Origin of the sequence: Azospirillum sp. CT11-132, assembly GCF_047302835.1 — a bacterium.
GTDB lineage: Bacteria > Pseudomonadota > Alphaproteobacteria > Azospirillales > Azospirillaceae > Azospirillum.
The window spans coordinates 918,488-939,915 of sequence record NZ_JBGLZA010000003.1; the positions used below are offsets into that span (position 1 = coordinate 918,488).

Consider the following 21,428-nt stretch of genomic DNA (forward strand, 5'->3'; position numbering starts at 1 on the left):
CCGCAATGGATCTGCCTTTCGGACAGGACCGCTTACGCCAGCCGGCGCAGGAGCCGCAGGTCGGTTGCTGACCTTCGGTCCACCACCGTCCGCACCGACGTTGTGTCACAATTTTGGCACGGGTCGGTTGCGGCGGCGGCAGGACGTCAATCGGCCAGTCGGCGGCAGCCTATTTGATGCCGCGCATCACCTGGATGTCCAGGTCGCGGATCTTCTTGCGCAGCGTGTTGCGGTTCAGACCCAGCAGTTGGGCCGCCTTGATCTGGTTGCCGCGGGTCGCCGACAGGCTGAGGGAAATCAGCGGCCGTTCGATCTCGCGCAGCACGCGGTCATACAGGCCGTTGGACGGCATGCCGTCCTTGTGGGCGGCGAAATAGTCCTTCAGGTGGCGTTCGACCGCGGAGGACAGGCCCTCGCTCTGCGGCTCCTCCACCGGCTGGGCGGCCGGGGTGGCGTCGGCAAGCTCCGCCTCCACCACGTCCAGTCCGATGACCTCCTGCGAATAGAGCGCGGCCAGACGGCGGACCAGATTCTCCAGCTCGCGGACGTTGCCGGGCCAGCGGTAGCGCTTCAGCCGGTCCATTGCCGCCTGATCGATGCTCTTGGCTGGAAGCCCCTGGCTGATGCCGAGATTCAGGAAGTGGCGGACCAGCAGCGGAATGTCCTCCGTCCGCTCGCGCAGCGGCGGCAGGCGGATCGGCACCACGCACAGGCGGTAGAACAGATCCTCGCGGAACAGCCCCTGGCGGATCAATGTGCGAAGGTCGCGGTGGGTCGCCGCGATGATGCGCACGTCGGTCTTGATCGCGGTGCGTCCGCCGACCGTGGTGTATTCGCCCTCCTGCAGCACGCGCAGCAGGCGGGTCTGCGCCTCCAGCGGCATGTCCCCGATCTCGTCCAGGAACAGGGTGCCGCCCTGCGCCTGTTCGAAGCGGCCGGTCGACCGGTTGGTCGCGCCGGTGAAGGCGCCCTTTTCGTGGCCGAACAGCTCGGACTCGATCAGCTCGCGCGGGATGGCGGCCATGTTGATGGCGACGAAGGCGCCGTTGCGCCGCTTGCCGTAATCATGCAGCGCGCGGGCGACCAGTTCCTTGCCGGTACCGGACTCGCCGGTGATCATCACCGTCAGGTCCGTGCCCATCAGGCGGGCCAGCACCCGGTAGATTTCCTGCATGGCGGGCGAGCGGCCGATCAGCGGCAGCTGTTCCTCGCCCTCCAGGTCGCCGCCGGGCATGGCGGCCGGCGGGGTGTTGGTGTTCAGCGCCCGTTCGACGACCGACACCAGCTCCTTCAGATCGAAGGGCTTGGGCAGATATTCGAAGGCCCCGCGCTCCGCCGCCTTCACCGCGGTGATCAGCGTGTTCTGCGCGCTCATGACGATGACGCGCAGTTCGGGCCGCAGCTTCTTGATTCGCGGGATCAGATCCAGGCCGTTTTCGTCCGGCATCACCACGTCGGTGATGACCAGATCACCCTGCCCGTCCGCCACCCAGCGCCACAGCGTGGCGGCATTGCCGGTGGTGCGCACCTCGTGCCCCAGCCGGGCAAGGGCCTGCGTCAGGACGGTGCGGATGGCGCGATCGTCATCCGCGATGAGAATGGTCGCCGCGCTCATCAACGACTCCCCCGGCCGCCCTTGGACTGCAAGCCAGCGTCAGAAATCCTCGACTCCCCGGAAAGTTTCGGATCGTCGTTTTTCGAATCATCGTACATCGGCAGCGACACCTTGAAGACGGTCCGGCGAGGCTGGCTGTCGAACTCGATGGTTCCGCCATGATCGCCTATGAGTTTCGCCACCAATGCAAGACCAAGGCCAGTGCCGTTCACTTTGCTGGTCACGAAGGGGTCGAACAGGTTGGACTGCAGGTCTTCCGGAATGCCGTCGCCATTATCCTGCACCGTCACCAGCAAGGGCAGATGCCGGCGCACATCGCCGCCCGGCAGCGCCATGCGCACGCCATGCTGATAGGAGGTGGTCAGGGTGATCTCGCCGCCTGATTCCGGTGCAGCCTCTGCCGCATTTTTCACCAGATTCAGGAAAACCTGCACAAGTTGGTCGCGATTGCCGTAAACAGAAGGCAGTGACGGGTCGTAACGCTCGACAAAGCGTATTTTTCGGGCAAATCCGCTCTGGGCGACCTTGCGCACATGTTCCAGCACCGTGTGGATGTTCACCGCGGCGCGCTCCAGCGGCCGTTCGTCGGAGAACACCTCCATCCGGTTGACCAGCGCCACGATACGATCCGCCTCGTCGCAGATCAGGCGGGTCAGCACCCGGTCCTCGTCGCTGGCATTCTCCTCCAGCAACTGGGCGGCGCCGCGGATGCCCGACAGCGGGTTCTTCACCTCATGCGCCAGCATCGCCGCCATGGCGGTGACGGAGCGCGCGGCATGGCGATGAGTCAGCGAATGGTCGATCTTGCGGGCCAGCGACCGCTCATGGATGGTCAGAACCACATGGTCGGGCGGGTCGCCCATGGTCGCCACCTGCACCGTGACATGGTGCGGGCCGATGCGCGGCGTGTCGATGATGACCCCGTCCTGCGACACCCGGCGGCTGCCCCGGCGCACCTGCTCGATCAGGCCCATCACCGGGCTGTCCGGCGGCAGCAGGTCCGGCAGCGGCATCCCTTCCATCGCGTTGGCGGACAGGTCGAAGAATTCCTGCCCCTCCAGATTGACGAAGCGGATGTCGCCGTTGCCGTCCACCACCAGCACCGGATCGGGCAGGCTGTTCAGCACCACCAGGGACTCCAGCCGGGGCGCCCGCGCCGCGCCCGGCCGGCTGCGGCCACGCTGGCCCGGGGTGGTCATCGGAACGGGGTCCATCAGGCGGCCATCCTTTCGATTGCCGGTTCGTAGAAGGCACGGATGCGATCGCGCACGGCGGCGGGATCGCCCAGCCGGTTGACCTCCTGGCGGAACTCGTTGGAATCGCGCAGGCCGGTCGAATACCAGGAGACATGCTTGCGGGCGACCTTGATGCCGCCGTCGGTGCCGTAGTGGCTCAGCATGCTGTCGAAATGCTCCAGCAGCGTGTCCATCTGCTCGTGCAGCGGCGGATCGGGCAGCCTTTCGCCGGTGCGCAGGTAATGCATGACCTGCGACGGAAACCAGGGCCGGCCATAGCTGCCGCGCCCGATCATCACACCGTCGGCGCCGGATTCGGCAAGGGCGCGGTCCACCGCCTCGAAGCTGGTGATGTCGCCGTTGACCACGATGGGGATCTTCACCGCCTCCTTCACATGGCGGACATAGGTCCAGTCGGCGGTGCCGGTGTAGAACTGCATGCGGGTGCGGCCATGGACCGTCACCATCCTGATCCCGCACTGCTCGGCGATGCGGGCGAGGTTCGGGGCATTCCGGTTGGTCTCGTCCCAGCCCAGCCGCATCTTCAGCGTCACCGGGATGCTGACGGCCTTCACCACCGCCTCCAGGATGCGGCCGGCCAACGCCTCGTCCCGCATCAGGGAGGAGCCGGCATGGCCGTTGACCACCTTCTTCACCGGACAGCCGAAATTGATGTCGACGACGGCGGCGCCGCGATCCTGGTTCAGCTTCGCCGCTTCCGCCATCACCTCAGGCTCGCAGCCGGCGAGTTGGACCGCCATCGGAAACTCTTCCGGCTCCGTCTCCACCATGCGCAGGGTCTGGCGGTTCTCGCGGATCATCGCCTGGCTGGCGATCATCTCCGACACGACGAGGCCGCAGCCCGCGCGCTTCACCAGACGGCGGAACGGCAGGTCGGAGACACCCGACATGGGCGCCAGGATCACCGGTCCGGCGAGCGTGATGGGTCCGATTTGTATGGTCATTCTCACCTGCCCGATTGATGGGCAAATCAACAAAGTGCCACCATTTTGGGCAACTTATCACGCTGCTGCGGATGTGTGCAAGCGCGAAGCCCCTTGGCCGCGCTCAAGCCTGGGGTGAAACCGATGCTCTTACACAGGCTTGCACCGGGTGGGCCCTCAACTCCAGGCCCATTGCCCGATCAGCACGTTCGACACGAACTTGACGCCGGGATAGGCAAGGGTCGCCAGCAGATAGACGATCAGCATGGTCCGCGCCGCCGTCCGCCCGCGCACGCCGGTCCGGTATTCGGCCAGCAGCAGGATGCCGATGACCACGAAGGTGGCCAGCGACAGCAGGGTCTTGTGATCGGTGCGGAACAGCAGACCCTGCTCGAAATAGAGCACCGCCATGCCGGTGGCGAGACCCGCGCCGAGGATCACCTCCGACGCGATCAGCAGACGCAGTTGCAGCCGCTCGCTCTCCGCCACCGGGGGCAGGAAGCGGCTGAGCGGAGTCGGCCGCTTGGTCTTCAGCGCCCGGGTCTGGATCACCGCGGCGAAGGACGACACGGCACTCAGCGTCAGCAGGGCATAGGTGAAGACCGACACCGCAATGTGCAGGTCGATCCACACGCCCGGCGCATTGCCGCGCAGGACCGGGGCGGGCGCATCCTCGGTCAGCGTCGCCAGCAGGCAGACGGCCAGCAGATAGGGCAGCAGCAGCGGCGCCAGCCTCCACGCCGTGTCATGGAGCAGGCTGAGCCCGATGAACAGAGCCATGCAGGCGGCGGTCGTGACCCACAGCGCGGTGGAAAAGCCGGTCTGCCACTGGCCGGCGACCTGCAGGATCGCCCACATGCCCGGCCCGGCGGCGGCGAGCAGCAAGGCACCCCAGAAGGACCAGCCGCGCCCCTCCACCCCCTGCCCCGCGATGCGCCGGTAAGGATAGAAGGCGGCAGGCAACAGGGCCACCAGGGCCGTCAGGCTCAAGAAAATGTTCTGCGACATGGACCCGAATGCACTCCCGTCCTTCCGCCGTCATGCTGCCATGACGTGCCGCCATATCATGCCACCCGCCCCTGGACATTGTCCGGAGCTTACAGGCGGCAAGGCTCGGCACTTGGCGGAACCACGGCGACAGGCTAGGCTCCGCGACGTTTCCGTCAAGTAGCTATCATATCTTACGGTTTGCCTCATGCCCACCTGCATCGCGCCCACCTGCATCGCCCTGATCGTCGCCGGCGGATCCGGCCAGCGGTTCGGCGCCGAACGGCCGAAGCAGTATCTCGACCTCGCCGGCAAGCCGGTGTTGCGCCGGACGGTGGAGGCCTTTCTCAGCCACCCCCAGGTCACCGGCGTGCGCGTGGTCATCGACCCCACCTGGCGCGAGGCTTATGACGCCGCCGTTGCAGGCCTTGGCCTGCCCGATCCGGTGGCCGGCGGCGCCAGCCGTCAGGACTCGGTGCGCAATGGGTTGGAGGCGCTGGCCGCCGATGGCGCCCCCGACCTCGTGCTGATCCACGATGCCGCCCGGCCGCTGATCGACGGGGCCACCATCTGCGCGGTGATCGCGGCGCTCGACAGCACGCCCGGCGCCATCGCCGCGGTGCAGGTCGCCGACACCCTCAAGCGTGGCAGTTCCGGCGCCATCGCCGGTACGGTGGACCGCGAAGGGCTGTGGCGGGCGCAGACTCCGCAGGGCTTCCGCTTCCCCGCCATTCTGGAGGCCCACCGCGCCGCCGCCGGCCTGTCGCTGACCGACGATGCCGCGGTGGCGGAGCGTGCCGGTCTGGCCGTGGCTCTGGTGCCGTCCAAGGAGGACAATTTCAAGGTGACCACCCCCGACGACCTGACCCGCGCCACCCGCGCGATCATGAGCAGCCTGTGGGATGTGCGGACCGGCAGCGGGTTCGACGTTCATCGCTTCACCGACGGCGATTTCGTGACGCTTTGCGGCCTGCGCGTGCCGCACGACCACGGACTGGAAGGCCATTCCGACGCCGATGTCGGCCTGCATGCCCTGACCGACGCGATTCTCGGCGCGCTGGCCGCCGGCGATATCGGCAGCCACTTCCCGCCGACCGATCCGCGCTGGCGCGGTGCCGACAGCGCCAAGTTCCTGCGCCACGCCGCCGATCTGGTGGCGGAGCGCGGCGGCGTCATCGCCCATGCCGACGTCACCATCATCTGCGAGCGGCCGAAGGTCGGCCCCCACCGCGCCGCGATGGCCGAGCGCATTGCCCAAATCCTGGGCATCGAGGTCGGCCGGGTCAGCGTCAAGGCGACCACCACCGAGCAATTGGGCTTCACCGGCCGGCGCGAGGGCATCGCCGCCCAGGCAGTGGCGACCATCCGGCTCCCCGGTTAACATCCAATTCAACGCCCAGAACCGGGAGAGGCCGTCATGTTTCCCGAGCCCATCCGAGAGCTTGCCGCCCAGGTGCTGGCCGAATACGGCCTCTCCGGCTTCATGCTGGCGACCGCCGAGTCCTGCACCGGCGGCCTGATCGCCGGCGCCCTGACCGACATCGCCGGTTCGTCCAAGGTGGTCGATCGCGGCTTCGTCACCTACACCAACATCGCCAAGACCGAGATGCTCGGCGTTCCCGCCAGCCTGCTGCACGCCCATGGCGCGGTCAGCCCGGAGGTGGCGGTCGCCATGGCCGTCGGTGCCCTGGCGAAGTCACGGGCCGACGTGACGGTGGCGGTGACCGGCATCGCCGGCCCCGGCGGCGCGACCGAGACCAAGCCGGTGGGCCGCGTCTATGTCGCCACCGCCGTGCGCGGCGGAGCGGCCAAGGCCAAGGAATACACCTTCCCCGGCGACCGCGACGCCGTACGCATGGCAACGGTTCAGGCGGCGCTGGAGAGGCTGCGGCTGGCCCGCCCGACCGGAAGCCTGCGCTGAAGAATCGCCGCCAACGTCTTTACCAAGAAGGAAAATCCCCCGATGCCGACCATCAACATCCAGCTGTTCGAAGGCCGCACCGTCGAACAGAAACGCGAATACGCCAAGGCGCTGACCGAAGCGACCGTGAAGGCCCTCGGCTGCTCGCCCTCGGCGGTGGACATCATCTTTCAGGACGTGAAGAAAAGCGATTGGGCCAGCGGCGGGGAGCTGTGGTCGGACAAGAGCTGACCGACCACGGCTAGCCCGGCGTCAGGCCGGCTGCGTCACCCGGCCCGGCCCATAAAGCTGGGCCGCACGCGTTTCGAAGGCCTGTACCATGCGGCGCACCGCCTCGTTGAACAGCAGGCCCATGATCTTCTGCAGCATCTTCGAGCGGAACTCGAAATCGACGAAGAAGTCGACGCAGCAGCCGCCGGGATGATCGTTGAAGATCCAATGATTGTTCAGGTACTGGAATGGTCCGTCGGTGTACTGCACGTCGATCCGGCAGGCTGGCGCACTCAACTCCACCCGTGAGGTGAAGCGCTCGCGGACCATCTTGAACCCGATGATCAGGTCCGCGAACATGACATCGCCTTCACGCTTGCGGATTCGGGCCGCCAGGCACCAGGGCAGAAACTCCGGATACTTCTCCACATCGGCGACCAGGTCGTACATCTGCTGGGGCGTGTAGGGAAGAACCTTCTTTTCCGCGTGCGTCGGCATGCCCGTACCCGTGTCCTTCTATTGAACCGCCTGGATCAGGCGGCCGCGACTCCCAGCTTGCGCAGCCGGGCTTCGCGCAGCTTCTCGAAATCGGCGCCCGCATGGTAGGACGAGCGCGTCAGCGGCGACGAGGCCACCAGCAGGAAGCCCTTGCCGCGGCCGACAGTGGAATAACCGTCGAACTCCTCGGGAGTCACGAAACGATCCACCGCCGCATGCTTGGGCGTGGGCTGGAGATACTGCCCAATCGTCAGAAAGTCCACATCGGCGGAGCGCAGATCGTCCATCACCTGACCAATCTCCTCCTTCGTCTCGCCCAGCCCGACCATCAGGCCGGACTTGGTGAAGATCGTCGGATCCAGCTCCTTCACCCGCGCCAGCAGCTGCAGCGAGGCGAAATAGCGCGCACCGGGGCGGATTGTCGGGTAGAGCCGCGGCGCAGTTTCCAGATTGTGGTTGAACACGTCCGGCTTGGCCTCGACCACCACCTCGACCGCACCCTTCTTCTTCTGGAAGTCGGGGGTCAGGATCTCGATGGTCGTCGTCGGCGAGGCGGCGCGGATGGCGCGGATGGTGCGGGCGAAATGCTCGGCGCCGCCGTCGTCCAGATCGTCGCGGTCGACCGAGGTGATGACGACGTGGCTCAGCTTCAGCTGGCCGACCGCCTCGGCCACATTGTCCGGCTCATGCGGGTCCAGCAGGTCGGGACGCCCGGTCTCCACATTGCAGAAGGCGCAGCCGCGCGTGCAGATGGAGCCCAGGATCATGAAGGTGGCGTGCTTGTGCTTCCAGCACTCCCCGATGTTCGGGCAGGCGGCCTCCTCGCACACGGTGTTCAGCTTCAGACCGCGCATCAGCTGGCGGGTCTCGTTGTATTCCTGGCTCATCGGCGCCTTGACCCGGATCCAGGCCGGTTTGCGCTGGATCGGGTTGTCGGGCTTATGGGCCTTTTCGGGGTGGCGCAGCTTCTCGGTCTGGTCGACGAGGGTCATGGTCTAAAGCTCCCGATGGCCGACGCGATGCCCCGGCCCCGACAATAGGTGCGATGAGGATGTCAAACCCGCCATTCCGGCGGAAACAGTTCGGCCGGATAGGCCGGATCGAGCGCCTGGTCAAGCGTGAAAGGCGGCAAGACCGGGAAATGCCCGTCGGGCATATCCGCCTCGACGGCCGCCCGCAGCCGGGCGCGTCGGTAGACTTTCTCAAAGACAGAGCCGCAGAAAGGCCGCAGGCTAGGACTAGCAGCGATCTCGTCGATCAGCTTTTCCCGCTGCTCCCGAATGGTCAGCCGCCAACCACGCTCACATCGTTCGCGCAGGTCAGGACAGAACAACCATTTCAGTAAATGCACGAACAGCACGGTCAGCCGGCTGTCAATCTCGGACTTCTGGCTGCGGCCCATGCTCTCGATCTCCTCGGCGACGTTCTCCCAGTCGACCGGGGCGTTGTTCCGCTCGGCGCCGGCACGGCGAAGCTCCTGCGCCTGGGCTTGCGTCCAGGCGTAGAAATCCTCGTCGTAGGCGGCGCTGCTGCGGTCCATGGCTCCGTCCAAAGGGGAAAAACGTCACCTCGGAAAATCTTAGTTAAAAGTGGATCGCCCGGCCATAGGCATCAAGGACCGACTCATGCATCATTTCCGACAGGGTCGGGTGCGGGAACACCGTATGCATCAGCTCGGCCTCGGTCAGCTCCGACGACTTGGCGATGCCATAGCCCTGGATCAGCTCGGTCACTTCCGCGCCGATCATGTGGGCGCCCAGCATCTCGCCGGTCTTGGCGTCGAAGATGGTCTTGATCAGGCCTTCCGGCTCGCCCAGCGCGATGGCCTTGCCGTTGCCGACGAAGGGGAAGCGGCCGACCTTGATCTCGTAACCGGCTTCCTTCGCCTTCTTCTCCGTCAGGCCGACCGACGCGATCTGCGGGTGCGAGTAGGTGCAGCCCGGGATATTGCGGACGTTCAGCGCATGCGGGTGCTTGCCGGCGATGTGCTCGGCGACGATCACGCCTTCATGGCTGGCCTTGTGGGCGAGCCAGGGGGCGCCGGTCACGTCGCCGATGGCGTAAACGCCCGGCTCGTCGGTCTCGCACATGCCGTTGGTCTGGATGTGGCCGCGGTCGGTCTTGACCTTGGTGTTCTCCAGGCCGAGCCCCTCGGTGTTCGGGCTGATGCCGACGGCGACGATGACGCGGTCGACCGTGATGTCCTCGGTCTTGCCGCCGGCCTCGACGGCCACGGTCACGCTGTCGGCGGCTTTGCGCAGATTGCCGGCCTTGCCGCCGGTGATGATGCGCATGCCCTGCTTCTCGAAGGCTTTCCGCGCCATTGCGGAGATTTCCTCATCCTCCACCGGAAGGATGCGGTCCATCACCTCGACCACTGTAACTTTGGCGCCCAAAGCATTGTAGAAGCTGGCGAATTCGATGCCGATGGCACCGGACCCGATCACCAGCAGCGACTTCGGCATGCTGTCCGGGGTCATCGCCTTGCGATAGGTCCAGACCAGCTTGCCGTCATCCTCCAGCCCCGGCAGCGTGCGGGCGCGCGCACCGGTGGCGATGATGATGTGCTTGGCGCCGAAGGTGCCGACCGGGGCCTCGCCCTTGGTCACCGCCACCTGCCCCTTGCCGAGCAACTTGGCGGAGCCTTCGATCACCGCGACCTTGTTCTTCTTCAGCAGGTGCTTGACGCCGCCGTTCAGCTGCCCGGCGACCTTGCGCGAGCGGGCGACGACCTTGTCGAGGTCGAAGGACGGGTTCTGGATGACCAGACCATAGTCGGCGGCATGCTTGGCGAGATGCAGCACCTCGGCCGAGCGCAGCAGCGCCTTGGTCGGGATGCAGCCCCAGTTCAGGCAGATGCCGCCCAGGTTTTCACGCTCGATGACCGCGGTGTGCAAGCCAAGCTGCGCGGCGCGGATCGCCGCCACGTAACCGCCCGGCCCGCCGCCGATGACGATGACGTCGTAATTCATGTCGGCCAAGGGTGTTCTCCCCATTCAGGAGCGAGGCGCATCCTCGCGGCCGGCGGCAAAGATGCCTTCCTCGACCCGGCACGCCTCGTCGATGATCGTCTGGTACAGGGTGGCCATGAAGTCCGGATCCAGGCCGTACGCCAGCCCCGCCTCGGCCGCCCGCTGTTTCACCGCTTCGACGCGGTCGGGCAGCACGGCCGGCAGGTTCTCCGCCATCTTCACCGCTGCGACGCGGTGGACGACGGACAGGCGCTTGCCCAGCAACGCGACGAGTTCGTCGTCGATGGCGTCGATCTCGGCGCGGAGCGGGGCAAGGCTTTTCGACATGGAACCGGATCCTCAAACCATCAGAGCAGCATCGAGAGCGGATCCTCGAGCAGCTTCTTCACCGCCGCAAGGAATTCCGCACCGACGGCGCCATCGGCGACGCGGTGGTCGAAGGTGCCGGTCAGGCTCATCACCGTGGCGATGGCCAGCGCGCCGTCCTTCACCACCGGGCGCTGCTCGCTGGCGCCGACCGCCAGGATGCAGGCCTGCGGCGGGTTGATGATCGCCTGGAACTGCTTGATCCCCATCATGCCCAGGTTGGAGATGGAGATCGTGCCGCCCTGATACTCTTCCGGCTTCAGCGCGTTGTCGCGCGCCTTCTTGGCCAGCGCCTTCATCTCGTTGGAGATGTCGGCCAGACCCTTGGTTTCCGCCTTCTTGACGATCGGGGTGATCAGCCCGGTCGGGGTGGCGACGGCGACCGACACGTCGGCGTGGCTGTATTGCAGCATCGCCTCGTCGGTCCAGGACGCGTTGATCGCCGGGACCTTCTTCAGCGCCAGCGCCACGGCGCGGATGATGAAGTCGTTCACCGACAGCTTGTAGGCGTCGGACCGCCCGTTCAGCTCGGCACGGACCTTCATCAGCGCGTCGATCTCGACATCCACCGTCAGGAAATAGTCGGGGACGGTGCGCTTCACCTCGCCCAGACGCTTGGCGATGGTCTTGCGCATGCCGCTGTTCGGCACGGCGGTGTAGGCCATGCCCAGCTTGTCGGCGAGCGACTTGGCATCCACACCTTCGGCCTTCGCAGGGGCCGGGGCAGCGGCGGGAGCCGGAGCAGCGGCAGCGGCAGCCGGGGCAGCAGCCGGGGCGGCAGCAGCCTTGGCCGGACCGGCGGCCTTGGCGGCCTCCACGTCGGCCTTGACGATGCGGCCGTGCGGGCCGGTGCCCCTGACCGACTTCAGGTCGACGCCGGCCTGTTCGGCGATGCGGCGCGCCAGCGGGCTGGCGAACACGCGCTCGCCGGCGGCAGCCGGAGCGGCAGCGGCCGGAGCCGGAGCAGCGGCGGCAGCCGGGGCGGCCGACGGCGCCGGTGCAGCGGCCGGAGCGGCGGCTGCCGCCGGAGCCGCAGCAGCCGGGGCCGGAGCGGAGCCGGCCGAAGCCAGCGCGCTCTCGTCCTCACCCTCTTCCAGCAGGATGGCGATCGGGGTGTTCACCGCGACGCCCTGGCTGCCGGCCGGGATCAGGATCTTGCCGATGCGGCCTTCATCGACCGCTTCGACTTCCATGGTGGCCTTGTCGGTTTCGATCTCGGCGAGCACGTCGCCGGACTTCACCGTGTCGCCTTCCTTCTTCAGCCACTTGGCGAGGTTGCCCTCGGTCATCGTGGGCGAGAGGGCGGGCATCAGAATCTGAACGGTCATCCTATCAGCCCTCCTCTCAACGATAGCAGGCTTGCTTGGCGGCCTTGACGATGTCGGCGACCTGCGGCAGCGCCAGCTTTTCCAGGTTGGCGGCGTAGGGCATCGGCACGTCCAGGCCGGCCACGCGGGCCACCGGAGCATCCAGATAGTCGAACGCCTGCTCCATCATCAGCGCACACATTTCCGAACCAATGCCGGCGAAGGGCCAGCCTTCCTCGACGGAGACGAGGCGGTTGGTCTTCTTGACGCTGGTGACGATGGTGGCGGTGTCCAGCGGACGGATCGTGCGCAGGTTGATGACCTCCGCGTCGATGCCTTCCTTCGCCAGCTCCTCGGCGGCGGCCAGGGCATGGCCGACCATGATCGAGAAGGCGGTGATCGTCACGTCCTTGCCCTGACGCTCGATCTTGGCCTTGCCGATCGGCAGGACGAATTCCTCGTCCTCCGGAACCTCGAAGCTCTGGCCGTAGAGAATCTCGTTCTCCAGGAAGACCACGGGGTTCGGATCGCGGATCGCCGCCTTCAGCAGACCCTTGGCGTCGGCCGCCGACCAGGGCGAGACCACCTTCAGGCCCGGGCAATGCGCGTACCACGAGGCATAGCACTGCGAATGCTGGGCGGCGACGCGGGCGGCGGCGCCGTTCGGGCCGCGGAAGACGATCGGACTGCCCATCTGGCCGCCGGACATGTACAGCGTCTTGGCGGCGGAGTTGATGATGTGGTCGATCGCCTGCATGGCGAAGTTGAAGGTCATGAACTCGACGATCGGCTTCAGCCCCTTGAAGGAGGCACCGACGCCCAGACCGGCGAAGCCGATCTCGGTGATGGGCGTGTCGATGACGCGACGCTCGCCGAACTCCTGCAGCAGGCCCTGGGTCACCTTGTAGGCGCCCTGGTACTGCGCGACCTCCTCGCCCATGACGAAGACCTTCTCGTCACGGCGCATTTCCTCGGCCATCGCGTCGCGGAGCGCTTCGCGGACCGTCTTCTTCACCGTCTTGGCGAAGAACTTGTCCTCGTCCGAGTCAGGAGCCGACACCGGAGCGGCCGGCACGGTCGGCGCCGGAGCCTGCACCGCCGACGGGGCGGCCTTGGTCTCTTCCGAAGCCGGGGCGGCGTTGGCCGGAGCGGCGGCGGCCGGGGCGTTGCCGCCCTTGGACAGCGCGCTCTCGTCCTCGCCCTCTTCCAGCAGGATGGCGATGGGGGTGTTCACCGCGACATTGTCGGTGCCTTCGGGCACCAGGATCTTGCCGACGCGGCCTTCATCGACCGCTTCGACTTCCATGGTGGCCTTGTCGGTCTCGATCTCGGCGAGCACGTCGCCGGACTTCACCGTGTCGCCTTCCTTCTTGACCCATTTCGCCAGCTTGCCCTCGGTCATGGTGGGCGACAGGGCCGGCATCAGCACTTCGATCGGCATTCCTCAACCTCCGGCGGCGCGGGGAAACCGGTTGCCGCTCCCGATATGGGGGCAACCCGTCCCTCTGGCGCCGCTCCTGCTTTTCGTTGACGTCAGGACCAGACGGTGGACGACGGTCAGCTCTCGACCAGGATGTCGGTCCACAGCTCCGACGGATCGGGCTCGGGGCTCTGCTGCGCGAACTCGGCCGATTCGGTGACGATCGCCTTCACCGCGCGATCGATCTCCTTCAGCTTGTCCTCGTCGGCATGGCCACCGGCCAGCAGCTTCGACTTCAGCTGGTCGATGGGATCGGACTCCGACCGCATCTTCTCGACCTCCTCCTTCGTCCGGTACTTGGCCGGATCGGACATGGAGTGACCGCGGTAGCGGTAGGTCTTCATCTCCAGGATGACCGGGCCGTTGCCTTCGCGGATGTAGTTCACCCACTGGTCGGCGGCGGCCTTCACCTCGAGCACGTCCATCCCGTTGACCTGATAGCCGGGGATGCCGTAGGCAGCGCCGCGCTGATGCAGTTCGCCGGCCGAGGCGCGCTCCTGCGAGGTGCCCATGGCGTACTTGTTGTTCTCGATGACGAACAGCACCGGCAGCTTCCACAGCGCCGCCATGTTGAAGCTCTCGTACACCTGGCCCTGGTTGATGGCGCCGTCGCCGCAATAGACCGCGGAGACGCCGCCGTCATTGAGGTACTTGTGCGAGAAGGCCAGACCGGTGCCGAGCGGAACCTGGCCGCCGACGATGCCGTGGCCGCCGTAGAAGTTCTTCTCGCGGCTGAACATATGCATCGAGCCGCCCTTGCCCTTGGAGTAGCCCCCAATGCGGCCGGTCAGCTCGGCCATCACGCCCTTTGCTTCCATGCCGCAGGCCAGCATGTGGCCGTGGTCGCGGTAGCTGGTGATGACGTCGTCGCCCTCTTTCAGGGCAGCCTGCACGCCGACCACGACGGCTTCCTGGCCGATGTATAGATGGCAGAAGCCGCCGATCAGGCCCATGCCGTACAACTGGCCCGCCTTCTCTTCGAAGCGGCGGATCAGCAGCATCTCGCGATAGTAATGAAGAAGCTCTTCGGAAGAGACGGCTTGAGCGGGCGCGGTGTCGGTCTGCGCCTTGGTGGAACGGCGTCGGGACGCGGCCATGATTCCTCCCCAGGGTTCAAGCGGCAAAGGTCGTTGACAACACCTTTTGCCGCCGCGCGTTGCGGGCATGCGAGAGCCCGCACCGGAAGCGAATATGGCGCGCACACTACACGAGCTTCTGGGTCTGCGCAAACGTCTGTTTTTGCAGCGCTATTTCAGATTAACCGCGATTCGGTTAATCGGCTGATATCCCCTTACTTCTGCTGGCTCGCCCCTTCCGGATCGGCCAGTTTGGGAAGCTTGACGATGACGTCGCGGGGGTTAGCGAAATTCAGCATCAGCCGCGCCCGCTCCTCCAGCATGTCGCGGTCAAGACCGTCGCCGCGCAGCAGCTGGGCGCGCCGTTCCATGTCCTCACGCTCAGTGTGGAGTTGGTTGAGGACCTCTTCGGCCTGGGCGATTTCCCCCTGGATCTGCTTCATCGCCACCAGCCCGCGGTCGCCATGGATCGCGTAGTAGGCGAAATAGGCGACCACGCAGGCGCACAGCGCCGGCATGATTGCTTGGCGGAGCGCGCTTTTGGCGGCGCGGGCGAGCGTGTCGGTGAGGTCGGCGATCATCGTCATGGTGGCACGATGGAATCACAGCGGCTTTCCACCGGTCAAACGAAAAAGATGGAACAGCCAAGTCGCAAAAGCTTCGTGATCTTTGCGCAACCCAGTAATGGGTATCCGTCACGCCCAAGCCACAAGTCGACAGTATGTTCCCGTAAAGTTCTCGTCAGCAATCGGGCGTCCCATCGGGCGACGCTCCCGCTCATCGGTACAGTCATCCACCCGGCATAGAGCGAAGGTGCATGGAATGAAACCGGCGGTGGCGTGTTTGGACCCACACGGTGCCGTTGTGTCCGGGTCCGAGTCCATTGCGTCTTCGCACCTCCGGTCCCGCCGACGGCGCCGCCAACTGGCTGAGGAGCGATACCCCATGCGCAGCAAGTTTCTGATCGTGGCCCTGCCCGCCCTGCTTCTGGGTCTGGCGGCCTGCGACGACCAAAACGCCCAGAATTCCAACGCGTCGAACCAGAGCAGCCCGACCACCAGCAGCGGGTCGAGCAGCGGCTCCACCACCGTCCCGCCGCCCTCGACCGGCGTTCCGGTACAGGGCGGCACGTCGGGCAATTCGATGAACGAGACCAGCGGCGCCACCCGTACGGCGCCGGGTGGCTCGACGTCCGGCGGTTCGGCCGGCGGCGGCGCCAGCACCGGCGGCTCCCCCACCCCGTCGGGCACCCAGTAAGGCAGGACGTGGTGGACGGTCACACGTCCACCACCCGCCTCCGCCGGTCCGATGCCTCGCCGCTGCTGTCCGGCTCGAAGGCGATGCCCTTGACCAGCGCCACCACCGGGCGGCCGGGCACCAGTTCCAGTTCACGCACGGCCGCCCGCGTGATGCGTGCGATCAGGAAGGAGCCGCCCACCGCCAGCCGCACGTCGGCCGACGATGGGCCGGACTCCGCCACCTCCGCCACCGTCGCGGTCAGCGCGTTGCGCAGGCTGACGCCGCTCGGCGGCTGTAAGGCGATGATGACGTCGCGGGCATGGATGTGCAGCCGCACCGCCGCGCCGGGCGGGCGGTCGATCTGCGGCACCGTCAGGCGCCCGCCGTCGAAAGCCAGTACCGACAGCCCATCCTCCGGAACATGGCGCTCGACCGTCAGGTCCAGCACCGCACCGGCATCATGCGCACCGGTCACCGCCGACAGGTCGAGCCGGCCCATCACCGCGCCCACCGGTCCGGCCGCACGCACCCTGCCCTCCGCGATCAGCACCATCGTGGTGGCGAGCCGCACCACCTCGTCCAGCGCGTGGCTGACCAGGACTATGGGGATGTTCATCTCGTCGCGCAGCCGCTCGATATAGGGCATGATCTCCGCCTTGCGGGCGGCGTCGAGCGAGGCCATCGGCTCGTCCATCAGCAGCAGGCGCGGCTGCGCCAGCAGGGCGCGGCCGAAGGCAACCCGCTGTTTTTCACCACCGGATAGGCCACGCGGCCGGCGGTCCAGCAGATGGCCCAGCCCCAGCAACTCCACCACCGGCTCGAAGGCGATGCGCCGCTCCCCGGCAGGCACACGGCGCAGCCCGTACTCCAGGTTGCTGCGTACCGTCATGTGCGGGAACAGCCGCGATTCCTGGAAGACATAGCCGATGCGCCGCTTTTCCACCGGCACGTCGATGCGCCGCGCGCTGTCGAAGAACACGGTGTCGCCGATGCGGATATGCCCGGCGTCGGGCCGCCTCAGCCCGGCAATCGCATTGATGACAGACGTCTTGCCGGAACCGGAGCGGCCGAACAGCGCCGTCACCCCGCGCTCCTCCGCGGTGAAGGCGATGTCGAGGGTGAAGGCGCCCAGGGTCTGGCGGATGTGTAGGTCCAGCATGGTCAGACCTGCCCGATCAGGCGGCGAACCCGGTTTGCCAGAAACTCCGACAGCATCAGCGCCAGCAACGCCACGCCGAAGGAGATCGTTGCCAGCCGCGCCGCAACCGCGTCGCCGCCCGGTTCCTGCGTGGCGGCGTAGATCGCCAGCGGCAGCGTCTGCGTCTTGCCGGGGATGTTGGAGACGAAGGTGATGACCGCGCCGAACTCGCCCATCGCGGCGGCGAAGGCGACGATGGCGCCGGACAGCAGGCCCGGCGCCATCAGCGGCAGCAGGATGGTGAAGAAGCGATCGACCGGCCCGGCGCCCAGCGTGCGCGCCGCCGCCTCCAGCCCGCCGTCGATGGCCTCCACCGACAGGCGGATCGCCCGCACCATCAGCGGAAAGGAGGTCACCGCCACCGCCAGCGACGCCCCCTCCGCCGTGAAGATCAGCTTGATGCCGAAGGTCTGGTAGAGCCAGCCGCCGACCACTCCCTTGGTCCCCATCGTCACCAGCAGGATATAGCCGGTGACCACGGGCGGCAGGACCAGCGGCAGATGCACCAGCCCATCGACCAGCGTCTTGCCCGGAAAGGAATAACGGCCGAGCACCCAGGCGGCGAGCACGGCCACCGGCAATCCCAACGCGATGGCGACACCCGCGACACGCAGGCTCAGCAGCAACGCGGTGGTTTCCATCGGCGTCAGGAGTTCCATGCGGCAGAGCTTACGGCGCCTTGGGTGCCGGAACGAAGCCGAATTCCTTCCACACCGCCATGCCGTCCGGCGATTTCATGTAGTCGAGGAAGGCCACCGCCGCCGGACTCTTCGACGATGCCGCCAGGGCCGCCGGATAGGTGATCGCCGGATAGCTGTCGGGCGGGAAGGCCGCGGCGACCTCCACCCCCGGATCGATGGCGGCGTCGGTGCGATAGACGATGCCCAGCGGCACCTCGCCACGACTGACCAGCACCAGCGCGGCGCGCACGCTGTCGGCCCGCGCCAGCTTCGGTTCGACCGCCGTCCATTGCCCCAGCGTCTCCAGCGCCGCCTTGGCGTACTTCCCGACCGGAACGTTCGACGGGTCACCGGTGGCGAGCCGCCCGTCCCCCAACTGGTCCGCCAGCTTGCCGCCCTTGGAGAGGTCGGGCTTCAGGGGCGAGCCTTTCGGCACCACCGCCACCAGCTCGTTGCCCAGCAAGTTCACTCGGCTGTCGGTCTTGATGAGATCGCGCTTCTGCAGATAGTCCATCCAGTCGAGATCGGCCGAGATGAAGATATCGGCCGGGGCGCCATTCTCGATCTGCTTGGCCAGCGCCGACGAGGCGGCGAAGGACGATGTCACGCTATTGCCGGTCTTCGCCTTGAACTGCGCCGCCAGCTTTTCGACCGCATTCTTGGTCGAGGCCGCCGCCAGAACCAGCACGTCCTGCGCCACCGCCGCCGGGGCGGCGACCGTCAGTCCGATGCCCAGCACGACGGCCGAAACCGCCGCCGCGAATCCGCGGCGCCCGAACGTCCCATTCATTCCGACCATCGCCACCTCCTGCCGAATTCATCGCTTCGCTTATATTCCAACGGATACAACGCTTCGCGGTTGCGGTAAAGCGTAAACGGTGCAATCCGCACCATGGAGGCATGGCGGCCATCCACATCATGTCATGACTTGCGTTGCGGCCCCGTGATAGGAAGTGCGGCTGATCGGACCAGTTCCATAACCGCTTCCCGCTCCCCTCCCGCACCAGGAAAGCCCCATGCGCGCCGTGAAGATTTCCCCCTCGATTCTCTCCGCCGATTTCGCCCGGCTGGGCGAGGAGGTCCGCGCGGTCGACGCCGCCGGCGCCGACTACATCCACATCGACGTGATGGACGGCCATTTCGTGCCGAACCTCACCATCGGGCCGGGCGTGGTGAAGGCGTTGCGTCCGCATTCCGCCAAGGTCTTCGACGTCCACCTGATGATCTCGCCGGTGGACCTGTTCATTCCGGACTTCGCCAAGGCCGGCGCCGACATCATCACCGTCCATCCGGAGGCCGGCCCGCACCTGCACCGCACCATCCAGCTGATCAAGTCGCTGGGCAAGAAGGCCGGCGTCTCTCTGAACCCGGCCACCCCGGTGGACGCCATCCAGCATGTGCTGGAGGACATCGACCTCGTGCTGGTGATGACGGTGAACCCCGGCTTCGGCGGCCAGAGCTTCATCAAGAGCCAGCTTCCGAAAATCCGCGACCTGCGTGCCCGCATCGACGCGCTCGGCAAGCAGATCGACCTGGAGGTGGACGGCGGCATCAACCCGGAGACCGCCCGTCTGGCGATCGAGGCCGGCGCCGACGTTCTGGTGGCCGGTACCGCCACCTTCACCGGCGGTCCGGACCAGTATGCCGCCAACATCCGCGCGCTGCGCTGAACGAACAGTTCGAATAAACGCCAACGGCCCCGCAATGCTCCCCCGGATGGGAGGAGCGTTGCGGGGCCGTTTCGATTCAGGCCGGAATGGTCACCAACCCGGCCGCAGCTCTCGTCAGCGGGTCGGCGGCGTATAGGGCGCACCGCCAGTCATGCCGCGGGTGCTCATGTTGCCTTCCGTCTGCGATCCGGTCCCGGAATAGCTCGGAGCGGCATAGCTGGGAGCGGTATAGCTCGAACCGGAGTTGCTGTAGCCGTAGGTCCCGGCGCTCGACCCGGAATAGGTGACGGGCGGGGTCATGCTCTCCGCCCGCTGCCGTTCTGCCAGCTGGCGTTCGCCGATGCTCTCGCCCAGCACGACGACCTTGCCGCCCTGCGCGGTGTCGGTCAACGGCAGGCCGCGGGCCGGCGCGCTCAGCGGCGGCACGCCGGTCGTCGAGCCCATCGTGTAGCTGGAGCCGGCCTGCGGCGTCGTCGCGGAACCGGCCACCTGGGCCATCGCGCCGGTCGACAGCAGAACGGCACCCACAGCGGTGAAAATGAAGGTCTTGTTCATAACGCATCTCCTAAACAGTCGTCCGTGGCGGCACCGCAGTGCAGCGTCGGAAACGTGATGCGGAGAACATGGCCGGCACCGGAAAGGTTCCCGGTCGTGTTTCGGATACCCAAAGGCGAGGCACCCTAAAAGATCACGCATCGGCGAGAACCAAATGCGTCTCTGCCCGTTATTGGGCATGGGAAGACGGTCCCGCAACGGAAGGGAAATCACCATGGGCATTCTCTGGACGATCATCATCGGCTTTATCGCCGGCATCGTCGCCAAGTTCCTGATGCCGGGTCGCGATCCGGGCGGCTTCATCATCACCACCCTGCTGGGCATCGCCGGCGCTTTCGTCGCGACGTATCTGGGTGCCGCCGTCGGCTGGTACCGGCCGGGCGAGGGAGCGGGCTTCATCGGCGCGATCGTCGGCGCGATCATCATCCTGGCCATCTACCGCATGATCGCCGGCCGCCGGACGACGGTCTAAGCGACGGCAGCGGAACACGCCGGCTTGCCTGAAAGCCGGACAAGACATTGCCAGACAAGATAAGGGGACCACCGGACGGCCGGCGGTCCCTTTTTCATTCCGGAGCGGATCAAACCAGCGCCACCGGCTGCGGCATGAAGATGGCGCGGGAGATGGCGGCCTGGATGCCGGCATTGGTGAAGGGCTTGCGGACGATCTGCCCCAGATGGCGGGCATCGCCGGCTTCGATGTCGTCGTCGAAGGCGGTGACGAAGATGGCGCGCAGTTCACGCACGCGCTTCAGCCGCCGCGCGATCTCGATCCCACTGCCGCCATCGGCCAGCCGGACGTCCAGCAGGGCCAGCGTCGGCCTTTCCGCCTTCATCAGGGCGAGCGCCTCGGGCTCGTTACCAGCGGTCCCGCAGACGACATGCCCCATCTCGGCGACCAGCGCCCCCAGTTCCATCGCCAGGATGGCGTTGTCCTCCACCACCATCACCCGCTGGATCATGGCACCGCGCACCCACGCACGGGCGGTCTTCAACCTCTCGATCGCCTCCCCCGGCCGCAGTTGCAGCACCTTCGCCGCCTGCGGCAGGCTCAGCCCTTCCAGGGCGGTCAGCAGATACAGACGGCGGTCGACCTCAGACAGTTCGGTAAGGGCGCGTTCGATGGGGTGGGGCGAGGGAAGCGGCCGGCCGGGCGGGCCGAAATCCTCCGACCGGTCGAACAGCAGGTTCAGCAGCGCGTACATCGGCAGCAACGCCCCGTCGCCGCCACGATCCAGACCGAAGCGCGAGGGCGCCATCATCGCCGCCTCGACACAGCGGGTCACAAGCGCGTCGCCACGGTCGGTCGTGCCGGTCAGCGCCCGCGCATAGCGGCGCAGCACCGGAACCACCTCGAACAATTCGCATTCGTAAACGAGCATACCCGTGACTCCGCTCCCCGACGGGAGTTGCCGCTCTGGAACGGCGCGTCTCGAACCGTTCACCGGGGAAACGCGCCGACCCTGCCGAATCGT

General features: G+C 66.7%; 24 protein-coding genes. 6 read left to right on the forward strand and 18 right to left on the reverse strand.

Annotated elements, in window-relative coordinates; all coding sequences use genetic code 11:
* Positions 1-169 precede the first annotated feature (169 nt).
* The 4 genes from ntrC to ACCD06_RS10110 form a co-directional block, all read right to left on the reverse strand.
* Positions 170-1,615, reverse strand: coding sequence for a nitrogen regulation protein NR(I) (gene ntrC, locus ACCD06_RS10095; protein WP_109151026.1), 1,446 nt, complete (start codon positions 1,613-1,615; stop codon positions 170-172).
* The gene (locus tag ACCD06_RS10100; RefSeq protein ID WP_247882755.1) at positions 1,615-2,829 is read right to left on the reverse strand and encodes a two-component system sensor histidine kinase NtrB; all 1,215 of its coding nucleotides are present in this window, start codon (positions 2,827-2,829) and stop codon (positions 1,615-1,617) included. The genes ntrC and ACCD06_RS10100 overlap by 1 nt, the downstream gene beginning before the upstream one ends.
* Positions 2,829-3,815: a tRNA dihydrouridine synthase DusB gene (gene dusB, locus ACCD06_RS10105; protein WP_136705646.1), complete on the reverse strand. Its 987-nt coding sequence runs from the start codon at positions 3,813-3,815 to the stop codon at positions 2,829-2,831. The genes ACCD06_RS10100 and dusB overlap by 1 nt, the downstream gene beginning before the upstream one ends.
* 156 nt (positions 3,816-3,971) lie before the next feature.
* On the reverse strand, positions 3,972-4,802 hold the full coding sequence (locus ACCD06_RS10110) for an inner membrane protein YpjD (protein WP_109075440.1): 831 nt from the start codon (positions 4,800-4,802) through the stop codon (positions 3,972-3,974).
* Between the two features lie 187 nt (positions 4,803-4,989).
* Here ACCD06_RS10110 and ACCD06_RS10115 point away from each other — a divergent pair, with 187 nt between their 5' ends.
* Genes ACCD06_RS10115 through ACCD06_RS10125 form a run of 3 tightly spaced genes read left to right on the forward strand, consistent with a single transcriptional unit; the run spans position 4,990 to position 6,933 of the window.
* Positions 4,990-6,162: a bifunctional 2-C-methyl-D-erythritol 4-phosphate cytidylyltransferase/2-C-methyl-D-erythritol 2,4-cyclodiphosphate synthase gene (locus ACCD06_RS10115; protein WP_413340421.1), complete on the forward strand. Its 1,173-nt coding sequence runs from the start codon at positions 4,990-4,992 to the stop codon at positions 6,160-6,162.
* A 36-nt stretch (positions 6,163-6,198) separates the two neighbouring features.
* Positions 6,199-6,702, forward strand: coding sequence for a CinA family protein (locus ACCD06_RS10120; protein WP_109075438.1), 504 nt, complete (start codon positions 6,199-6,201; stop codon positions 6,700-6,702).
* Between the two features lie 42 nt (positions 6,703-6,744).
* Complete coding sequence (locus tag ACCD06_RS10125; RefSeq protein WP_413340424.1) at positions 6,745-6,933, forward strand: 4-oxalocrotonate tautomerase; 189 nt, start codon at positions 6,745-6,747, stop codon at positions 6,931-6,933.
* 21 nt (positions 6,934-6,954) lie between these two features.
* Here ACCD06_RS10125 and ACCD06_RS10130 read toward each other — a convergent pair whose 3' ends face one another.
* The 9 genes from ACCD06_RS10130 to ACCD06_RS10170 all read right to left on the reverse strand — a co-directional run bounded on the left by ACCD06_RS10130 (position 6,955) and on the right by ACCD06_RS10170 (position 15,198).
* Complete coding sequence (locus ACCD06_RS10130; protein WP_085089439.1) at positions 6,955-7,410, reverse strand: type II toxin-antitoxin system RatA family toxin; 456 nt, start codon at positions 7,408-7,410, stop codon at positions 6,955-6,957.
* 35 nt (positions 7,411-7,445) lie between these two features.
* Complete coding sequence (gene lipA / locus ACCD06_RS10135) at positions 7,446-8,402, reverse strand: lipoyl synthase (RefSeq protein WP_413340426.1); 957 nt, start codon at positions 8,400-8,402, stop codon at positions 7,446-7,448.
* A gap of 62 nt (positions 8,403-8,464) precedes the next feature.
* Positions 8,465-8,950 carry a DUF29 domain-containing protein gene (locus ACCD06_RS10140; RefSeq protein ID WP_413340428.1) on the reverse strand — a complete coding sequence of 162 codons (486 nt, stop codon included), beginning with the start codon at positions 8,948-8,950 and terminating at the stop codon, positions 8,465-8,467.
* A 43-nt stretch (positions 8,951-8,993) separates the two neighbouring features.
* On the reverse strand, positions 8,994-10,391 hold the full coding sequence (lpdA, locus tag ACCD06_RS10145) for a dihydrolipoyl dehydrogenase (protein WP_109075435.1): 1,398 nt from the start codon (positions 10,389-10,391) through the stop codon (positions 8,994-8,996).
* 15 nt (positions 10,392-10,406) lie between these two features.
* On the reverse strand, positions 10,407-10,709 hold the full coding sequence (locus tag ACCD06_RS10150; RefSeq protein WP_085089443.1) for a chorismate mutase: 303 nt from the start codon (positions 10,707-10,709) through the stop codon (positions 10,407-10,409).
* Between the two features lie 20 nt (positions 10,710-10,729).
* On the reverse strand, positions 10,730-12,076 hold the full coding sequence (locus ACCD06_RS10155) for a pyruvate dehydrogenase complex dihydrolipoamide acetyltransferase (RefSeq protein ID WP_413340431.1): 1,347 nt from the start codon (positions 12,074-12,076) through the stop codon (positions 10,730-10,732).
* A 16-nt stretch (positions 12,077-12,092) separates the two neighbouring features.
* Complete coding sequence (locus ACCD06_RS10160; protein ID WP_413340433.1) at positions 12,093-13,496, reverse strand: pyruvate dehydrogenase complex E1 component subunit beta; 1,404 nt, start codon at positions 13,494-13,496, stop codon at positions 12,093-12,095.
* A gap of 116 nt (positions 13,497-13,612) precedes the next feature.
* Positions 13,613-14,632: a pyruvate dehydrogenase (acetyl-transferring) E1 component subunit alpha gene (gene pdhA / locus ACCD06_RS10165; protein WP_109151037.1), complete on the reverse strand. Its 1,020-nt coding sequence runs from the start codon at positions 14,630-14,632 to the stop codon at positions 13,613-13,615.
* Positions 14,633-14,826: 194 nt separating this feature from the next.
* Positions 14,827-15,198 (reverse strand): FtsB family cell division protein, encoded by a 372-nt coding sequence (locus ACCD06_RS10170; RefSeq protein ID WP_199231991.1) that lies wholly within the window; start codon positions 15,196-15,198, stop codon positions 14,827-14,829.
* 358 nt (positions 15,199-15,556) lie between these two features.
* On the opposite strand from ACCD06_RS10170, the gene ACCD06_RS10175 reads away from it, so the two are divergent.
* A complete protein-coding gene (locus ACCD06_RS10175) occupies positions 15,557-15,868 on the forward strand; it encodes a hypothetical protein (RefSeq protein ID WP_413340436.1) in 312 nt (103 codons plus the stop codon).
* A gap of 19 nt (positions 15,869-15,887) precedes the next feature.
* On the opposite strand, the gene modC is transcribed toward ACCD06_RS10175, so the two are convergent.
* From modC to modA, 3 genes are read right to left on the reverse strand one after another with little or no spacing between them, the layout of a single operon-like run.
* Complete coding sequence (modC, locus tag ACCD06_RS10180) at positions 15,888-17,009, reverse strand: molybdenum ABC transporter ATP-binding protein (RefSeq protein ID WP_413340438.1); 1,122 nt, start codon at positions 17,007-17,009, stop codon at positions 15,888-15,890.
* A 2-nt stretch (positions 17,010-17,011) separates the two neighbouring features.
* Complete coding sequence (gene modB / locus ACCD06_RS10185; protein WP_109075429.1) at positions 17,012-17,707, reverse strand: molybdate ABC transporter permease subunit; 696 nt, start codon at positions 17,705-17,707, stop codon at positions 17,012-17,014.
* Between the two features lie 10 nt (positions 17,708-17,717).
* Entirely contained in the window at positions 17,718-18,527 is an 810-nt protein-coding gene (gene modA, locus ACCD06_RS10190) for a molybdate ABC transporter substrate-binding protein (RefSeq protein ID WP_413340440.1), read from the reverse strand.
* Positions 18,528-18,744: 217 nt separating this feature from the next.
* Between modA and rpe the strand changes: the two genes are divergently transcribed.
* The gene (gene rpe / locus ACCD06_RS10195) at positions 18,745-19,398 is read left to right on the forward strand and encodes a ribulose-phosphate 3-epimerase (protein ID WP_109075427.1); all 654 of its coding nucleotides are present in this window, start codon (positions 18,745-18,747) and stop codon (positions 19,396-19,398) included.
* A gap of 114 nt (positions 19,399-19,512) precedes the next feature.
* Here rpe and ACCD06_RS10200 read toward each other — a convergent pair whose 3' ends face one another.
* Positions 19,513-19,953: a hypothetical protein gene (locus ACCD06_RS10200; protein WP_136705656.1), complete on the reverse strand. Its 441-nt coding sequence runs from the start codon at positions 19,951-19,953 to the stop codon at positions 19,513-19,515.
* A 214-nt stretch (positions 19,954-20,167) separates the two neighbouring features.
* On the opposite strand from ACCD06_RS10200, the gene ACCD06_RS10205 reads away from it, so the two are divergent.
* The gene (locus ACCD06_RS10205) at positions 20,168-20,425 is read left to right on the forward strand and encodes a GlsB/YeaQ/YmgE family stress response membrane protein (RefSeq protein ID WP_109075425.1); all 258 of its coding nucleotides are present in this window, start codon (positions 20,168-20,170) and stop codon (positions 20,423-20,425) included.
* A gap of 109 nt (positions 20,426-20,534) precedes the next feature.
* Here the strand turns inward: ACCD06_RS10205 and ACCD06_RS10210 are convergent, their stop codons facing one another.
* A complete protein-coding gene (locus ACCD06_RS10210; protein WP_109075424.1) occupies positions 20,535-21,335 on the reverse strand; it encodes a PhyR family response regulator anti-anti-sigma factor in 801 nt (266 codons plus the stop codon).
* Between the last annotated feature and the right edge of the window lie 93 nt (positions 21,336-21,428).

Coding starts and splice junctions, on each gene's coding strand:
- ntrC (WP_109151026.1), bottom strand. CDS start 1,615: ATGAGCGCGGCGACCATTCTCATCGCGGATGACGATCGCGCCATCCGC.
- ACCD06_RS10100 (WP_247882755.1), bottom strand. CDS start 2,829: ATGGACCCCGTTCCGATGACCACCCCGGGCCAGCGTGGCCGCAGCCGG.
- dusB (WP_136705646.1), bottom strand. CDS start 3,815: ATGACCATACAAATCGGACCCATCACGCTCGCCGGACCGGTGATCCTG.
- ACCD06_RS10110 (WP_109075440.1), bottom strand. CDS start 4,802: ATGTCGCAGAACATTTTCTTGAGCCTGACGGCCCTGGTGGCCCTGTTG.
- ACCD06_RS10115 (WP_413340421.1), top strand. CDS start 4,990: ATGCCCACCTGCATCGCGCCCACCTGCATCGCCCTGATCGTCGCCGGC.
- ACCD06_RS10120 (WP_109075438.1), top strand. CDS start 6,199: ATGTTTCCCGAGCCCATCCGAGAGCTTGCCGCCCAGGTGCTGGCCGAA.
- ACCD06_RS10125 (WP_413340424.1), top strand. CDS start 6,745: ATGCCGACCATCAACATCCAGCTGTTCGAAGGCCGCACCGTCGAACAG.
- ACCD06_RS10130 (WP_085089439.1), bottom strand. CDS start 7,410: ATGCCGACGCACGCGGAAAAGAAGGTTCTTCCCTACACGCCCCAGCAG.
- lipA (WP_413340426.1), bottom strand. CDS start 8,402: ATGACCCTCGTCGACCAGACCGAGAAGCTGCGCCACCCCGAAAAGGCC.
- ACCD06_RS10140 (WP_413340428.1), bottom strand. CDS start 8,950: ATGGACCGCAGCAGCGCCGCCTACGACGAGGATTTCTACGCCTGGACG.
- ACCD06_RS10150 (WP_085089443.1), bottom strand. CDS start 10,709: ATGTCGAAAAGCCTTGCCCCGCTCCGCGCCGAGATCGACGCCATCGAC.
- ACCD06_RS10155 (WP_413340431.1), bottom strand. CDS start 12,076: ATGACCGTTCAGATTCTGATGCCCGCCCTCTCGCCCACGATGACCGAG.
- ACCD06_RS10160 (WP_413340433.1), bottom strand. CDS start 13,496: ATGCCGATCGAAGTGCTGATGCCGGCCCTGTCGCCCACCATGACCGAG.
- pdhA (WP_109151037.1), bottom strand. CDS start 14,632: ATGGCCGCGTCCCGACGCCGTTCCACCAAGGCGCAGACCGACACCGCG.
- ACCD06_RS10170 (WP_199231991.1), bottom strand. CDS start 15,198: ATGACGATGATCGCCGACCTCACCGACACGCTCGCCCGCGCCGCCAAA.
- ACCD06_RS10175 (WP_413340436.1), top strand. CDS start 15,557: ATGCGCAGCAAGTTTCTGATCGTGGCCCTGCCCGCCCTGCTTCTGGGT.
- modC (WP_413340438.1), bottom strand. CDS start 17,009: ATGCTGGACCTACACATCCGCCAGACCCTGGGCGCCTTCACCCTCGAC.
- modB (WP_109075429.1), bottom strand. CDS start 17,707: ATGGAACTCCTGACGCCGATGGAAACCACCGCGTTGCTGCTGAGCCTG.
- modA (WP_413340440.1), bottom strand. CDS start 18,527: ATGGTCGGAATGAATGGGACGTTCGGGCGCCGCGGATTCGCGGCGGCG.
- rpe (WP_109075427.1), top strand. CDS start 18,745: ATGCGCGCCGTGAAGATTTCCCCCTCGATTCTCTCCGCCGATTTCGCC.
- ACCD06_RS10200 (WP_136705656.1), bottom strand. CDS start 19,953: ATGAACAAGACCTTCATTTTCACCGCTGTGGGTGCCGTTCTGCTGTCG.
- ACCD06_RS10205 (WP_109075425.1), top strand. CDS start 20,168: ATGGGCATTCTCTGGACGATCATCATCGGCTTTATCGCCGGCATCGTC.
- ACCD06_RS10210 (WP_109075424.1), bottom strand. CDS start 21,335: ATGCTCGTTTACGAATGCGAATTGTTCGAGGTGGTTCCGGTGCTGCGC.